At 56.2% G+C, this 14,039-nt stretch carries 15 protein-coding genes; 9 read left to right on the forward strand and 6 right to left on the reverse strand.

From position 1 onward, the window contains the following. Nucleotides 1-176 precede the first annotated feature (176 nt). Complete coding sequence (locus JUK32_RS18550) at nucleotides 177-665, reverse strand: HugZ family protein (RefSeq protein WP_204140357.1); 489 nt, start codon at nucleotides 663-665, stop codon at nucleotides 177-179. Between the two features lie 45 nt (nucleotides 666-710). Between JUK32_RS18550 and JUK32_RS18555 the strand changes: the two genes are divergently transcribed. The 3 genes from JUK32_RS18555 to JUK32_RS18565 all read left to right on the forward strand — a co-directional run bounded on the left by JUK32_RS18555 (nucleotide 711) and on the right by JUK32_RS18565 (nucleotide 3,015). Further along, on the forward strand, nucleotides 711-1,274 hold the full coding sequence (locus JUK32_RS18555) for an SRPBCC family protein (RefSeq protein ID WP_204140358.1): 564 nt from the start codon (nucleotides 711-713) through the stop codon (nucleotides 1,272-1,274). A 58-nt stretch (nucleotides 1,275-1,332) separates the two neighbouring features. Next, nucleotides 1,333-2,010, forward strand: a complete 678-nt coding sequence (locus tag JUK32_RS18560; RefSeq protein WP_204140359.1) for an SOS response-associated peptidase — start codon at nucleotides 1,333-1,335, stop codon at nucleotides 2,008-2,010. 333 nt (nucleotides 2,011-2,343) lie between these two features. Next, on the forward strand, nucleotides 2,344-3,015 hold the full coding sequence (locus JUK32_RS18565; RefSeq protein ID WP_309224581.1) for a Crp/Fnr family transcriptional regulator: 672 nt from the start codon (nucleotides 2,344-2,346) through the stop codon (nucleotides 3,013-3,015). 28 nt (nucleotides 3,016-3,043) lie between these two features. Here JUK32_RS18565 and JUK32_RS18570 read toward each other — a convergent pair whose 3' ends face one another. Further along, nucleotides 3,044-3,499 carry a CU044_2847 family protein gene (locus JUK32_RS18570; protein ID WP_204140360.1) on the reverse strand — a complete coding sequence of 152 codons (456 nt, stop codon included), beginning with the start codon at nucleotides 3,497-3,499 and terminating at the stop codon, nucleotides 3,044-3,046. 27 nt (nucleotides 3,500-3,526) lie between these two features. Further along, the gene (locus tag JUK32_RS18575; RefSeq protein WP_204140361.1) at nucleotides 3,527-5,242 is read right to left on the reverse strand and encodes a cation:proton antiporter; all 1,716 of its coding nucleotides are present in this window, start codon (nucleotides 5,240-5,242) and stop codon (nucleotides 3,527-3,529) included. A 718-nt stretch (nucleotides 5,243-5,960) separates the two neighbouring features. Between JUK32_RS18575 and JUK32_RS18580 the strand changes: the two genes are divergently transcribed. Then, complete coding sequence (locus tag JUK32_RS18580) at nucleotides 5,961-6,548, forward strand: M23 family metallopeptidase (RefSeq protein WP_309224582.1); 588 nt, start codon at nucleotides 5,961-5,963, stop codon at nucleotides 6,546-6,548. Between the two features lie 69 nt (nucleotides 6,549-6,617). Here JUK32_RS18580 and JUK32_RS18585 read toward each other — a convergent pair whose 3' ends face one another. Then, complete coding sequence (locus JUK32_RS18585) at nucleotides 6,618-7,280, reverse strand: class I SAM-dependent methyltransferase (RefSeq protein WP_204140363.1); 663 nt, start codon at nucleotides 7,278-7,280, stop codon at nucleotides 6,618-6,620. Nucleotides 7,281-7,642: 362 nt separating this feature from the next. Here JUK32_RS18585 and JUK32_RS18590 point away from each other — a divergent pair, with 362 nt between their 5' ends. Continuing rightward, on the forward strand, nucleotides 7,643-7,840 hold the full coding sequence (locus JUK32_RS18590; RefSeq protein ID WP_204140364.1) for a hypothetical protein: 198 nt from the start codon (nucleotides 7,643-7,645) through the stop codon (nucleotides 7,838-7,840). Between the two features lie 223 nt (nucleotides 7,841-8,063). On the opposite strand, the gene JUK32_RS18595 is transcribed toward JUK32_RS18590, so the two are convergent. After that, nucleotides 8,064-9,338, reverse strand: coding sequence for an MSMEG_0569 family flavin-dependent oxidoreductase (locus JUK32_RS18595; protein WP_204140365.1), 1,275 nt, complete (start codon nucleotides 9,336-9,338; stop codon nucleotides 8,064-8,066). A 634-nt stretch (nucleotides 9,339-9,972) separates the two neighbouring features. On the opposite strand from JUK32_RS18595, the gene JUK32_RS18600 reads away from it, so the two are divergent. The 4 genes from JUK32_RS18600 (at nucleotide 9,973) to JUK32_RS18615 (ending at nucleotide 13,777) form a co-directional block, all read left to right on the forward strand. After that, the gene (locus JUK32_RS18600) at nucleotides 9,973-10,455 is read left to right on the forward strand and encodes an MSMEG_0572/Sll0783 family nitrogen starvation response protein (RefSeq protein WP_204140366.1); all 483 of its coding nucleotides are present in this window, start codon (nucleotides 9,973-9,975) and stop codon (nucleotides 10,453-10,455) included. Nucleotides 10,456-10,718: 263 nt separating this feature from the next. Continuing rightward, on the forward strand, nucleotides 10,719-11,741 hold the full coding sequence (locus JUK32_RS18605; RefSeq protein ID WP_204140367.1) for a Nit6803 family nitrilase: 1,023 nt from the start codon (nucleotides 10,719-10,721) through the stop codon (nucleotides 11,739-11,741). Nucleotides 11,742-11,942: 201 nt separating this feature from the next. Next, complete coding sequence (locus JUK32_RS18610) at nucleotides 11,943-13,028, forward strand: MSMEG_0568 family radical SAM protein (RefSeq protein WP_204140368.1); 1,086 nt, start codon at nucleotides 11,943-11,945, stop codon at nucleotides 13,026-13,028. An 86-nt stretch (nucleotides 13,029-13,114) separates the two neighbouring features. After that, complete coding sequence (locus JUK32_RS18615) at nucleotides 13,115-13,777, forward strand: TetR/AcrR family transcriptional regulator (RefSeq protein WP_239112831.1); 663 nt, start codon at nucleotides 13,115-13,117, stop codon at nucleotides 13,775-13,777. Nucleotides 13,778-13,805: 28 nt separating this feature from the next. Here JUK32_RS18615 and JUK32_RS18620 read toward each other — a convergent pair. After that, the coding region (locus JUK32_RS18620; RefSeq protein WP_204140369.1) for a hypothetical protein at nucleotides 13,806-14,039 on the reverse strand (234 nt) is incomplete at its 5' end.

The following is a 14,039-nucleotide window of genomic DNA, read 5'->3' on the forward strand; positions in this document are numbered from 1 at the left end:
AACCAAGTCTTGAAGATCCTGCTGTTCTTTTTCGCTCAGGCGGACAATATAGCGTTTGGGCATTGTCAGCTCACCGCTCCAGTAAGGGGAACGGATCTATTCTCCTACAACTCACAAAAACAAAGTTGACAGGGCACTAGGATGACGATTAAACCAGCTCTCTGCGCAGGGCAGACTCAGTTTTCGGTGGGCATTAGCTGTTCCAGATTTTCCGGGTTGACTTCGTAAGCGGCCCCAAAGCCCACGACAAAACGACCACCGCTGGGCACGAGCTGAAAGATTTGAAAATCGGGCAACTGCCGCAACATATCGATCAGATTGCCAAACCGCCGCTTGAATAGATCTGCGAGGGTGGCCCACTGGGGGTCGTGGCGTTCGATTAAGGTGACGGCACAGTCATACATCAGGCGTCGCCGCGCAAATATTTGTTGCGTTTTCGCTTCGTCTTCAATAAGTAAGATGCCCGCCTGCGGCGTCTTTTGCAGATTTTGAGTGTGGCTAGAAAGGCCGCTCACAAAAATGTAAAAAGTGCGATCGCCCCTCATCACAAAAGGGGTGTAGCTGGCCTGCGGTTGCCCCTCGGGGGTCACCGTGCTCAGCATGAGACTCTGCACCTGAGTCGGGAAATCTACGTAGGCGGATTGAACATCCGAGAAACTAACCATGCAATAATTCGTTACGATGACAGTACACGTCTTATTCCATATCTTATGTCTCTCACGTCTGCCCTCGACCAGCTAACCCTTGATTTGGCTTCCGACCAGCAACAAGCTTTGCAGGCTGGGGAGGTCGTGATGCTTGGCAGTGAGGGCACTTACACCGTTGTGTCGCTAGTCCCTGCGCCGTCATCAGTAGTGTGGGAAGTCCTGACCGATTACGAGCGGTTCCCGGATTTCTTACCCTCTGTGGTTGCCAGTCGGATCTTGGAAAAGCGGGATAATCGAGTACTGGTTGAACGCAAAGATAGCCGGAAGGTGGGCATTCTCCCGATTCGCGTCAAGATTGTGACGGAGAATATTGAGTATCCCCAAGACCGGATTGAATATCGCATGGTGGACGGCACCCTGGATGAGATGAACGGTACCTGGGAACTCACACCGGTTCAAAGCGCCGACGGCGGCGAGGCGATTTTGCTCACGCAAAAGATTGTCGCTAAGGCCAGTATGGGGCCGCTGCAACCCTACTTTTACGAAGTATTTGAGTCTGGATTGCAGGAAATGACGGCTAATTTGCGTCAAGAAATGGTGCAGCAGCAAACTGCACTCGTGAGCTGATTAGCTGCTCACATTCAGACATCTCTCAACCATCAGCAACTAGAAGAAGTGCGGTGCAATGTGCGGTCGATTTGCCCAAACTCATAGCGGGTCGGCGGTGGCCCAAGCGTTTCAATTAACTGCAGTGCCGGAGCTGTCGCCGCGATATAACATTGCCCCCAGCCAGGATGTTTCGGTGGTTGTGCAGTCACGCCGCATGGGCGATCGCCTGCACCATGCCAAGCGGTGGGGCCTCGTACCCGGTTGGAGCAAAGATCTACAGATTGGTCAAAAGCTCATTAATGCACGGGCAGAAACGGTGGCCGACAAACCTGCCTTTCGGGATGCTTTTCACAGACGGCGCTGTTTGATTGTGGCGGATGGCTTTTACGAATGGCAGCAGGCTTCCAAAGGGCGTCCTAAGCAGCCGTATTTGATTCAGCTCCAGGGCCGATCGCTGTTTGCCTTGGCCGGACTGTGGGAGCGGTGGAGATCGCCCCAAACCGATGAAGCCCACTTTTCTTGCACGATTTTGACCACGGCCGCGAATGCGCTGATGGCCCCCATTCATCATCGGATGCCCGTAATTTTACCGCCGAGCGCTTATGATGCTTGGCTGGATCCGACCCATTACAACCGGGGCGAGTTGACTGCTTTACTGCGGCCCTATGAGGCTGCATCGATGGCGGCGATCGCCATCAGCAACGCTATTAACCATCCCCAACATGAGGATATCGCTGTCCAATCACCGCTGTAATTTGCCGGGCTCTGACTTGGGGGCAGTGGCGGCGCTGCCAAACTTCCGACTGCCCAAGGGGGATAAATCTCACAGCGGATGGCAAGCCAATTTGCAGTTGACGCGCCTTGGCATCCTCCTGGAACCGGCATTCCTCATCTTTGGTGAGATGTTAACCCGTTGTTAAACCCGAATTCGTCTGGCCTTAAGCAGGATTGTTGACCATGGCAAATATGAATATCTAGGGAAGGTGTACCTGTCGGCAGTCGTTTGCTAAGGCGATCACCCGGCGAGTCCCTTGGTCCTCAGCGGGCGTCTGTGGATGTTTCAATATTGTTCTTCAGGTAAACAGCCGTGTCTGTAAACTCCTCTTTGCTGTCGAGCACTGCGCAACACGCGTCTCAGAATGATTTTGTGGCGGTGTTGGAGCAGCTTTATCGGGAACGAACGCTGATGCCTTACACTGCCGGTCGCACCATTCCGCTGCGTCGGCATGAAGTGCTCATTGTCTGTCGCGGGGTGGTGCAACTGCATACCATCCAGCCCGACGGCAGTGAAACCCTATTGGGCTTGGCGGGGCCATCAATGCCGATTGGCCTGCCTTTTACCATTGTGGATCCTTATTGGGCAAACGCCTTAACAGATGTGGATGTCTTGCCGCTGCCCATGACGGAAGTGGAATCGTCGCCGGTGCTGATGGCGGGCATTTGTCGCCATGTCATGCTGCGGCTGCAACAGTCTGAGGCTTGGTTGGCGATCGCGGGTAAGCGGTTGGTCGGCGATCGCCTTAAGCAACTGCTGCTTTTGGTTGCCAATGAGTTTGGTCAAGTCGAGCCCAGTGGCGTGCGAATTCCGATGCGGTTGACCCATCATCAACTGGCTACTGCCACGGGCACGACTCGGGTCACGGTGACTCGCCTGCTCAAAGAATTCAAAATGGAAGGATGGCTACAAACCCAACATCGCCATCTGATTGTGCAACTCGACCAGGTGCGTGATTGTGGTTGGAGTCGCATGTATCGATAGCCGCGACCATGGGACATGCCCCCGCTTCCTACTCCGCTGCGGGAGCTGAGGACTGAGGAGACCACACAAATTTAATGCGCAGGTTGCTGGCTTCGGGAGAGTTGCTGACTAAAGCCCCTGCCTGGGCATCCATTTTGATGCCAAATTCCACTTCACAGGTAGCTGGGGGCTGGGGCAACTTGGCCAAGGTTTCGGAGGTGCGGTTGGCGAGGGCTTGAATGGTGCCCATCGCTTGAACCAGGGCTTGGGCTGATTTGGCGGCAAGTTCTTGGGGATGCCGCGAGGTCGCGACCGTTTTGCCACGCGGATCGCTCATTTCAAACAGCACGATGGATTCTTCGGATGAGGTGACGGTTTGAATGATGTCGCTGTGCATGGCCTCGCTCAGAGCTGAGTGGTTGCGCCTTGATTGTAAACAAAAATGCTTGGGCCAGAGGCTTTGGGCCGCAGGCTCATCAGGGCGGTTGACCGCCGTCGCCGCCATGATTGGGGAAAGCGCTGGCGATCGCGCCTAACTGCGAACACTTTGATAGCGATCGCTGCGAATGTTGTTTAACACCTGCTGAATGCCAATGGCATCTTCCCCCAGCGACCGTAATAGGTGCGCTCCTAGTTCCATCGCGGCTTCAAATTCGGGTTGCACCACTTCCCGCGCCCCGATTTGGGTCAGCAGGTCGATTTCGCGGTCGGTATGGGAGCGGGCAATGATGTCGAGGTGGGGCGATCGCGCTAAGGCTCGTTGCAGCAATAGTCGAGTGCTGGTGGGATCCGGCAGGGCGATCGCCATGGCCTTCGCCTTCGAGAGGTGCGTTTTTTCCAGCACTTGCTCCGCGTCAGCATCCCCATAAATGTAAGGAATCTGGCGATGGCGCAACTGTTGAATGGCCGCTTCACTGTTTTCGATTACCAGCACTGCATAGCCGCGATTGAGCAAAATATTCACCAGCACTCGGCCCACGCGCCCATAGCCGGCCACGATGACGTGATCCGCCAAGGTTTCCGGCACCGACAGCGATTGGGGCTCCGCCATTTGACTCAGCCAGTGATCAAGGAGCGGAATTTTGTGGAGCGATCGCATCAGCCACGGCGCACTGTTCAGCCATGCGGGCGTCAGCACCAACGTGATTGCCGTGGTGCCCAATAGCAGTAGATACTGCTGCTCGCTAATCAGTCCCAGTTCCAACCCCTGTAGCGACAGCACAAACGAAAATTCTCCAATTTGGTTCAGGCCCACACTCACCAGCAGCGCCGTTTTGAAGGAATAGCCAAAGCGCAAAATAATCGGCAAAATAATCAGCGCCTTGCCCACCATGACAATGGTCACCAGCTCTAAAATGATCACCCAGTTGTTCAACAACACCTGCGGATCAATCAACATGCCGACCGAGGCGAAAAACAAACAGGCAAACGTGTCTCGCAGCGGTAACACTCGTCCTAACGCCTGTTCTGAATAGTCCACTTCAGCCACCATCAGCCCAGCGACAAAGGCCCCCAGTTCAATCGATAGGCCCAGACTAGACGTGATCCAAGCAATGCCCAGGCAGAGGGCAATGATGGTGAGCAAAAACAACTCTTGACTCTCGGTGGCCGCCACGGTGCGCATCAAACTGGGGATCAACCAGCGCCCCACCGCGATCGCGCCGCCCAAAAACAGCGTGAACTTCAACACTGCGGCGAACAAGACAAACCAGAATCGCTCCGGCTGATCGAGCGCGGGTAAAAACGCCAGCATGAGGCCCAATGCGAGATCTTGGGCAATTAGTAGCGCTAGCATCAGTTGACCGTGCAGCGCCCCGGTTTCGCCCCGCTCCGTCAAAATCTTCAGCACCACCGCCGTCGAAGACAGGGACAGGACAAAGCCGAGAAAGATGCCCTGTAGCGGCGATGTGGCCCACCCCGCGAAGATAGACACCCCAGATACCAGCAGGATTGTCAGCCCCATCTGCCACAGACTGCCTTGGATGGCAATTTTTTGAACGCGGCGCAGCTCCGCCAGGGAAAACTCGACCCCCAGCGCAAACAACAAAAACGCCACCCCAATTTCTGCCAGTTCTTCGATTTGCTGCACATCATTCAGCAACCGAAACCCAGAAGGGCCAATGAGGAGCCCGGCGGCTAAATAGCCCAGCAGCGCGGGCTGTCGCAGACGACTTGCCACATAACCACTCAGGGCCGATGCCCCCAACGCCACCGCCAGATCTAAGACAAACTGATGCTCTGCGGCCACGGCTAACTCCTTCCAGACGGGGGCAGGCTAGAGGGGGCAGGCTCCGGCCTTTGCAGACAGGCTAGCTTGCGACCCGCTTCGACGCCTGACTGGTTGCCCCCCATGGGCTAAATTCTCCACTGCAATGTTCCGGCCCCGGGCAATCATACAGTTTTCTCAAGTTTGGGGCTTGACACTCGCCCTGGTCGTTGATGAATCGCCCACACACCATACCGGACAAGTATCTTGCAGGAGTTTTGAGTGCTTGGTTTGATAATCTTCCTGGCTGTTCCCCTTCGCCAGCAGCCGGATGCTCAAAAGCGGCTCAGGGTGACAGGCCAGGCAGCGACACGACATGAGGACAAGATGGGAGCAAATTTGCCCGGATCATTGATGGGAGAGCCGTATCGTAATGTAAATTTTTTCTTGACACGATTAACTGATACCGGTTGCCACGGGGCTAGGGTTGGCGATGGCGATGGCGCAAAAATTTAGGCACAGCCATATTTTTTCCCTAATTTCTCTTGACCTCTATCGATAATTGCGTTGAATTGATGTGCCTTTATTTGAAGTGTCACTTTGGCCAAGCTGGGCTATTCTTAGTCGGCATGAGTCGCAGTGATCGGTTACTTTTGCTCCTCTATTTTTGATATCGCCCTGGTTTAGCACTATGAAGCGTTGGATTCGTTATCGGCGTTTAGAGGCCATACTGCCTTTGAGGGCACGCTCTCTCACCAGAGTGTTGCAGATCTCTGTTGGCTTGCTGGTGGCCGCGATCGCTATCCTTTTCCATCTCGGGCACTCGCCCTCTGTACAGGCCATCGATCTGCCCCCTAACGCCGGCACTCAATGGCATCAGGCCTCCTTTCCGGTCGAAAATTTTCAAGCTTATACGTCGCCGTTTGGCTATCGTTCTGACCCCTATGGTGGCGACCAACGTTTCCACTACGGTTTAGATATGGCGGCTCCTTCCGGCAGCTATATTCGCAGTTGGTGGGGCGGCCAAGTGATTGAAGTTTCTGACGACAGTTCTTGCGGCACGTCGGTGGTGGTGCAATCGGGCAATTGGATGCACATTTACTGCCACATGCAGGGCTACGTCACTCAAGAAGGCGGCGATCGCTACATGCTAGACAACGCCGGTGGTCTACGCATTCGCGAAGGGCAGCTGGTGGATACGGGAATGCGCATTGGTCGCATCGGCATGACGGGCCGCACCACCGGGCCGCACCTGCACTGGGGGTTGAAATATTCCGAAAATTGGGTTGATCCGGCGTTAGTTTTGCGCGCCATGTATTCTAGCCAGCAGGCCGCCGTCGGACGATAACGTCCCGGTGCCGGAGAATACAGCTCTGATCTAAGAAACGCTGTGCAGCTCATCGCGATCGCGGGCGGTTCAGCGTTTGCGGGCCAAGGTGAGGCCATCGCCAAGGGGAAGTAGGCTCAGGTCCACGCGATCGTCTTGGTGCAGTTTTTGGTTCAGAGCGCGAATTTTTTTAGTGCGGTTGTCGGTGACGGATGCATCAGCCACGCGACCGTACCAGAGCACATTGTCGATCGCGATCACGCCCCCGACCCGCACCAATTGCAGTGCTTGTTCGTAGTAGGTATCGTAGTTGCTCTTATCCGCATCAATGAAGGCAAAGTCAAAAGTAGCCGTCTCGCCCGCATCAATGAGCTGCTGTAAGGTTTCGGTGGCGGGCGCTAGTCGCAAGTCAATCTTGTCGGCAACGCCCGCTTTTTGCCAATACTGGCGGGCGATCGCGGTGTACTCTGCGCTCACATCACAGGCGATGAGTTGGCCCGTCGGCGGCAAAGCCAGCGCCACGGCTAGGGCACTGTAGCCCGTAAAGACTCCCACTTCTAACGCCCGTTGCCCGTTCATCAGCTGGATTAACAGGGCCATGAACTGCCCCTGCTCCGGGGCGATTTGCATTTGGCCCATGGCCAGCTGTGCCGTCGCTTGACGCAGCTCAGTCAAAACGGGATGCTCCCGCAGCGACACCGCCAGCAGGTAGTCGTACAGAGTAGATTCCAAGCCAATACTTTGATTTGTCATTGCCAAGCAGGATTAAGTTGGTTCGTTGTAGAGCGCAACCGGGACAAATCGCGATCGCCTCGACGGCTCGGACGACTTGTCCCCTCTGGTCGGAGCTGCGAATCGCCCAGCAACAGGTGATTGTCATCATCCGCGAATCAACGGCAACTTTAGCAAAAGGGGGTGTTGCCGCTTCTCGGATGTCGTTCGACCCGAGATTGCCAACATTTCACAGCCATCGACATATTGCCAGACAACAATAGTTGCGAGATATCTCCAGAGAGGGAAAAACAGCCCCCATAATGACGCAAAGTGGCTGAGATTTACCACAAGCCATCTGGGTACTCTTTAGCTTAAGATTAGTTTAATAATCTATAAAAACTATGGAAAATACTCAATTTGTGCAGCTGTCGGCGTTGCCGGGATGGATCATCGGTGTGAGCCATAACCGCCAGCACGGTTATCAGTGTTGGTTGATTAATTCGGCGCTGGACGTTTTGAATGATGGCTATGAATACACCACTAGCAGTGCCGCGCTGATGGCGGGTCGCTCCTACATTGAAAGGCAATACGGAGCGTAGAGGCTGGGGGCGGCGATCGCCATCAGCGCCGCAGACTGTTGAAACCACTTCATGATGCTGCATGCCTCAGGGTGAACAGCCGCCGCTTGAACGATCGCCCTGCCCGTTGCCAGCGATCGTGAACAGTCCGATGAAATCAGTTGAAATCAGTGACCAGTCGCAGCAACTCGGTACGTGGCTAAATCAAGCTTGTCGCCACCAGCCACGGACGCAGCAGTCATGCTTAAGACCCGATCGCCATTTCGTTAATGCGCTCCAATAAGGGCGACTGGAATTTGCGCTTGGTCAACAGATGATCTGCAATGTACTGGGCATCGCGGGCGACGCCAGAAAACCGCCCCGACCCCCAGGTGTACAGCCAGGGTAAGCCGATAAAGTACATGCCCTTAACGGCGGTGACGCCGCGATCGTGGCAGGGATAGCCCTGACCATCAAACACGGGAACTTCAATCCAGCGGAAGTTGGTGTGGTAGCCCGTGGACCAAATTACCGAGCGGATGTTGCTGTCGGCGATCGCGACCGCCGTCGGATCCACGGTTGGTTCCCAAATGGGGCAGTAGGGCGCTTCTGGGGGAATGTCGAGCTGATGCTGTTCGATGAAGCGATCCACCGTGGCTTTAATGCTTTCAGCCACCGCATCCGCGCCGTCTAAGTTCTGCTTCAGATCAGGCTTGAAGTAGAGGCGATCGCGATCAATATCTTGCAAGCGACCATAGAGTTGCATCCCCTCGGTGGCAAATTGACGGAGGTCGATTTCGCGACCACCATCCCGCCCGGTGAGGTAGTGGTTGGTGCGGTGACGCACGGTTTCCTTTTGGGGATGTTCGTCAATGGGCATGTCGTAGTAGCCCATCTGATCTAGCCAGTCCACCACGTCTTTGCCGCGATAGCGCCGGGGCGATCGCGGGGCACTGCCCACACAAAGGTGAACCCGCCGTCCTGCTAAGTGCAAGTCTTCGGCGATTTGGCAACCCGATTGCCCGGTGCCCACAATCATGACGTCGCCCTCAGGCAACTGCTCGGAATTACGGTATTGCGAGGAATGAATTTGGTGCATTGACCGGGGCAAGCGCTCGGCCGAACGGGGTATGCGGGGCTTGTGATAACCGCCCGCAGCGATAACGACTTGGTCAGCAGTGAACTCGCCCAGGGAAGTGGTGACGGTGAAGCGATCGCCACTTTGTTGCACCCGAGTCACTTCCACTCCTTCTTGCACCGGAGCGTCGAAGCTTTTGGCATAAGCTCGGACATAATTCACAATCTCTGACTTCACCATGAAGCCATGGGGATCATCCCCCTGATAGGGAAAACCCGGTAGCTGACATTGCCAATTGGGCGTGACTAAACAAAAAGAGTCCCACCGCTTGTCTTGCCAGGAATGCGCCACCTGATGTTGCTCAAAAATCAGATGATCAAGATTGCGCTGCTTTAAGTAGTAACTCACCGAAAGCCCCGCCTGGCCACCGCCAACAATGAGTACAGAATAGTGAGTTTTCATGTTTAGAAACCTGACAACAAATAACTGCGGTTGCGGACTAGAAATTAATGCTGATAACGTGAAATTCGTCACTTATGCATAAGGTGCAATTCACGCCGCTGAAGGAGACCTCTGAGACTCCGGCGACATTGGCCTACAAGTGCGGTCAAATCACGCCAGCCATCCTCAGAAATATCGCCCAAGTACTTTTCAACGCCTAGCTAAAGCCCTATTGAGTTCACCCTAATTGGGAAAAACAACGTTGCGTGTAGTGCTCGATACAGAAACAAATGCTCTATCAGTAACGCTAGGGCAATCTCGTCAAGTAGTCCCTGGCTCGGTTCCCTAAGTGGACGTGACGAAAAAAAAGGCCACCATCAAAAATGCTGAAATTCCCTGAATGGAGAGTGTTTCCGGGTCGCCCTAACGGATTAGTCAGGGGGCGCAGCATCATTCTCTACCTATCACTTTAGATAGGTGAATGAACTCCCGTTTGGCCCTGCGCCTCCTTAAATTCATAGACCTCCTGTCTTTAGCGCTAATCCTCAGGCTTTTGTAAATATCGATACAAGTAGTGGCAAAAGAGACCTTTACGGTGCCAGTTATTGCCCTTAAGGCAACTGCAATCCCTTGAAGTTTTTTAGGAATTGAATCCATGCCTGAAGTTACGACTCCTGCCCATCAGACCGGTGACTTTTTTGTTGATTACGAAGAGAAGGTCTTTCCCGATGTTCAGGCAGAACCGGGTGAGAAAGCCTTGGTCACGTTTCACACCGTGGCCTTTGAAGGCTCGATTGGCCTGGTGAATTTGTTGCAAGCCACTCGATTAATTCGCAAAGGTTTTGAGACTTCAGTATTGCTCTACGGTCCCGGTGTGACCTTGGGCGTCCAGCGGGGTTTTCCCAAGCTAGGGGATGAAGCGTTCCCCGGTCACTTGGCGATGAATAACCAGTTGGTCAAGGTGATGGAGGAAGGCGGCAAAGTCTACGCCTGTCGCTTTGCGTTACAAGCGCTCTACGGTCATGGTGAGCCGTCGCTCATTCCTGGCATCACACCCATCAATCCTCTTGACGTGCTGGATATTGTGCTGGTTCACCGGAAAGAGGGAGCCTTCATTCTCGATACTTGGACGATGTAATGGGGCGCTGCTGCTAGTCTTGGGTCGGTCGATGAGTCGCGCCCAGGACTGGTCGTTAGTGAGCTTTCCCATGGATGGGTCAGGCTAGGTGGGGTGAGAGGCCTTGGTACCTTGCAAGGAACCGGGTTTCCCGAGTTGGCGCTGATGCTTCTCTACCCGTACTGATCCATCCAACCGACCTATCCCAATGTTGAAGCTGTGCTGACAGCATTACGATAGGTTCGGGTGTTTCGCCATACTGTTCGTTTGCTTCCCTGATACCGATGAATGACGCCAAAACGGTTCGCGCTGCTGCGGTGCAGATTAGTCCCGTCCTGTACAGTCGCGATGGGACGACGGAAAAAGTGCTAGAGGCGATCGCTGCCGCCGCCAAGGAAGGGGTGCAGCTGATCGTTTTTCCGGAAACGTTTATTCCCTACTATCCCTATTTTTCCTTTGTGGAACCGCCAGTACTGATGGGCAAGGCCCACATGCTGCTGTACGAACAGGCCGTGACCGTACCGGGGCCGGTGGTGGATGCTGTGAGTCGGGCCGCCCGCTCTTACGAGATGGTGGTGGTACTGGGGGTCAATGAGCGGGACGAAGGCTCGCTGTACAACACGCAGCTCATTTTTGATGCCGACGGCACATTGGTTCACAAGCGTCGCAAAATTACGCCCACTTACCATGAACGCATGGTGTGGGGGCAAGGTGACGGGGCTGGACTTGCCGTTTTGGACACCGCTGTGGGTCGGGTCGGGGCGCTGGCCTGCTGGGAGCACTACAATCCCCTGGCGCGCTACAGCCTGATGGCCCAGCACGAGCAGATTCACTGTGGTCAGTTCCCCGGTTCGATGGTGGGCTCGATTTTTGCCGACCAGATGGAGGTGACGATGCGCCACCATGCCCTGGAATCCGGCTGCTTTGTGGTGAATGCCACGGGCTGGCTGACGCCCGAGCAAAAAGCCCAGATCACCCCGAATGAAAAGCTGCACAAGGCGCTGAGTGGGGGCTGCTATACCGCCATCATCAATCCGGAAGGGGCGCATCTCTGCGATCCGGTGGTGGAGGGCGAAGGGATGGCGATCGCGGATCTCGACTTTGCCCTGATTGTGAAGCGCAAGCGCATGATGGATTCGGTGGGCCACTACGCCCGCCCTGATTTACTGAAGTTGCAGCTCAATCAAGCCGCTTGGTCGGTGATGCAAGCCCAGGGTGCGCCGCTGCCTCAGCTACCGAACCTGGCTGCCGAGCCTGAACCTGCTGACCCCCTGCCGCCCGCTTCCGCCCCCACCCCGTCGGAATAAGTCACGACCGGAGGGCGCTCTGGCCATCCCGCTAGCCGCTGGAGCGATGCCCCTCAACCCATTGGGCTGGGTTAGGCCCGCTGATTGGGTTCGGGTCGGGGCCACCGATGACTGCGCTCAGTCTCACCAGTCCTGACTCGGGCATCGGCTCTGTTAGGCTCAGTTTCATTCACTGCCGTTAGTTGTCATCCTTAAACCGTCATGAACAAGCAACGACTGATCACTGAATTGCAAACCCACGGCCTCAAAATGGTTGACCCGGCGGTCGGGGCGGCGGGGCGCAAGGGCGGGGCTGGCCCCTCGGATCACAAGGCGGTGACGGTGGACGGGACGACGGTGATGGTGCCGATTTACACGGGCACCGCCAGTGAGTCGCCTTATTCGGTGAACAGCATTGATGCGGCGACGGCCACCCTGGCCCATGGCGATGAGGCGATCGCCCCCATCGCCTTTCCCCAACAGCCGCAGTTTTACGGTCTGACCACCGCCGACGGCATCCCTTACTGGAAGATTGCGCTGCTGCACAGCCACGATGTGTTGGCGACCACCGTGCAGCAAACCTGTATGCGCTATCGGGACGAGGCCACCGCCTGCCAGTTTTGCGCCATTGAAAAATCCCTAGACGCCGATCGCACCATCGCCCGCAAAACGCCAGAACAGTTGGCGGAAGTGGCGGAAGCTGCTGTGCGGTTGGATGGCGTTTCCAACATGATCATGACCACGGGGACGCCGAATAGCAGCGATCGCGGTGCGGCCTATTTAGCGGAATGCGCCAAGGCCATCAAAGCCCGCGTGAACCTGCCCATTCAGGCCCAGTGCGAACCGCCCGACGACTTTGTCTGGTTTGAGCGCATGAAAGCCGCAGGCGTCGATAGTCTCGGGATGCATTTGGAAGCCGTTGACCCCGAAGTGCGCGCCCGCATCATGCCGGGCAAAGCGGAAGTGCCCCTCGCGCATTATTTCGACGCCTTTGCAGCGGCGGTGAAAGTATTCGGCTGGGGCCAGGTGAGCACCTATTTGCTGGCGGGCCTCGGCGACAGTTTGGAAACCTTAGTGGAAGCGAGCGATCGCCTGATCAACCTGGGCGTTTATCCCTTCGTCGTCCCCTTTGTGCCCATTTCCGAAACGCCCCTGGCGAACCACCCCGCCCCCAGCAGCGACTTTATGTTCACCCTGTATCAGCGGGTCGGAGCGCTGTTAAAAGCTGCCGGGATGACCTCGGCATCCATTAATGCGGGCTGTGCCAAATGTGGGGCCTGCTCCGCCCTCTCCACGTTTGAAAAATAACGCCTTTAGGAGACGGTGCCCTCGCCTGGCTGCCAGAATTGGGTGGGGCATCCGGTCGGGCACTTGGCCCACCCCAGTCCGTTAAGATGGGGGCGCACTCTATGGGCGATCGCGCCCCCGCTGTTTCCCGAGCTGCCATGGCCAACCTGAAGCGCACCCGCGAGGACATTCTCGAAGCGGTCATCGATACCATTCACCGCAAGGGACTCACTGCCACGGGTCTCAGCGAACTTTTTACCCTCAGCGGCGCGTCTTCCGGCAGCTTTTACAACTACTTTGAGTCGAAGCAAGCGCTGGGTCACGCCCTGATTGATTTTGAATGGGAGAAGCTGGAGAAAAACGTGCTGGCCCCCGCCGCTGCCCAGCACCATTCACCCATTGACCAGATTTTTTGGATTCTCGACAGGCTGGAGGCGAAGCAGACCCGTGAGCCCTTTTGTGGTGGCTGCCTACTCGGCAACCTGATTGTGGATTTGGTGGAGCAGGACGGCAGCTTTCGGGCGCACTTGCAGCAGGTATTTGCGCGGTGGGAAGGGGCGATCGCTCAACGGCTCCAGGCGGGGCGTGACCAGCTCCAACCCACCACGGACCCCGATCTACTGGCGGCGCAAATCATGACGGTGATGGAGGGGGCGATGCTGATGGGCAAGCTGCACCGCGACACCGATCGCCTCCACGCCAGCTTTGATGTGGCCCGACAGTTGCTGACCCTGGCGCTCCAGACTCCCGCACCGCAGCGTTTAGGGTGAGCCGCGATCCGGGGCGATCCGGAGCACCTCACCTAGCCTCTCCTTCGTAAGGAGAGGCCCCGGCAGGGTGGGCAGCGGTGCCGCCAAAGCCAACCTGTCCATAAACCTCTCCTTGTGTAAGGAGAGGTGCCGCAGGCGGTGAGGTTTCGCCCCCCCAAGCGAAGGCCGACATCTCTGGCTGGCGTGCGCGGGGACGCACCAGTGGCGCTACTGCTGCGGGGGGAGAGGGGGCGGCGCGATCGGGCCCAGGGACCGGGTGCCT

Origin of the sequence: Halomicronema sp. CCY15110 (assembly GCF_016888165.1) — a bacterium.
Lineage (GTDB): Bacteria > Cyanobacteriota > Cyanobacteriia > Phormidesmidales > Phormidesmidaceae > Halomicronema.

What these genes read in the sequence shown, in the direction of transcription:
- JUK32_RS18600 (WP_204140366.1), top strand. Translation starts at nt 9,973, where the DNA reads ATGCCTGAAGTTACGACTCCTGCCCATCAGACCGGTGACTTTTTTGTT.
- JUK32_RS18585 (WP_204140363.1), bottom strand. Translation starts at nt 7,280, where the DNA reads ATGACAAATCAAAGTATTGGCTTGGAATCTACTCTGTACGACTACCTG.
- JUK32_RS18555 (WP_204140358.1), top strand. Translation starts at nt 711, where the DNA reads ATGTCTCTCACGTCTGCCCTCGACCAGCTAACCCTTGATTTGGCTTCC.
- JUK32_RS18570 (WP_204140360.1), bottom strand. Translation starts at nt 3,499, where the DNA reads ATGGCGGCGACGGCGGTCAACCGCCCTGATGAGCCTGCGGCCCAAAGC.
- JUK32_RS18605 (WP_204140367.1), top strand. Translation starts at nt 10,719, where the DNA reads ATGAATGACGCCAAAACGGTTCGCGCTGCTGCGGTGCAGATTAGTCCC.
- JUK32_RS18610 (WP_204140368.1), top strand. Translation starts at nt 11,943, where the DNA reads ATGAACAAGCAACGACTGATCACTGAATTGCAAACCCACGGCCTCAAA.
- JUK32_RS18595 (WP_204140365.1), bottom strand. Translation starts at nt 9,338, where the DNA reads ATGAAAACTCACTATTCTGTACTCATTGTTGGCGGTGGCCAGGCGGGG.
- JUK32_RS18560 (WP_204140359.1), top strand. Translation starts at nt 1,333, where the DNA reads ATGTGCGGTCGATTTGCCCAAACTCATAGCGGGTCGGCGGTGGCCCAA.
- JUK32_RS18615 (WP_239112831.1), top strand. Translation starts at nt 13,115, where the DNA reads ATGGGGGCGCACTCTATGGGCGATCGCGCCCCCGCTGTTTCCCGAGCT.
- JUK32_RS18590 (WP_204140364.1), top strand. Translation starts at nt 7,643, where the DNA reads ATGGAAAATACTCAATTTGTGCAGCTGTCGGCGTTGCCGGGATGGATC.
- JUK32_RS18550 (WP_204140357.1), bottom strand. Translation starts at nt 665, where the DNA reads ATGGTTAGTTTCTCGGATGTTCAATCCGCCTACGTAGATTTCCCGACT.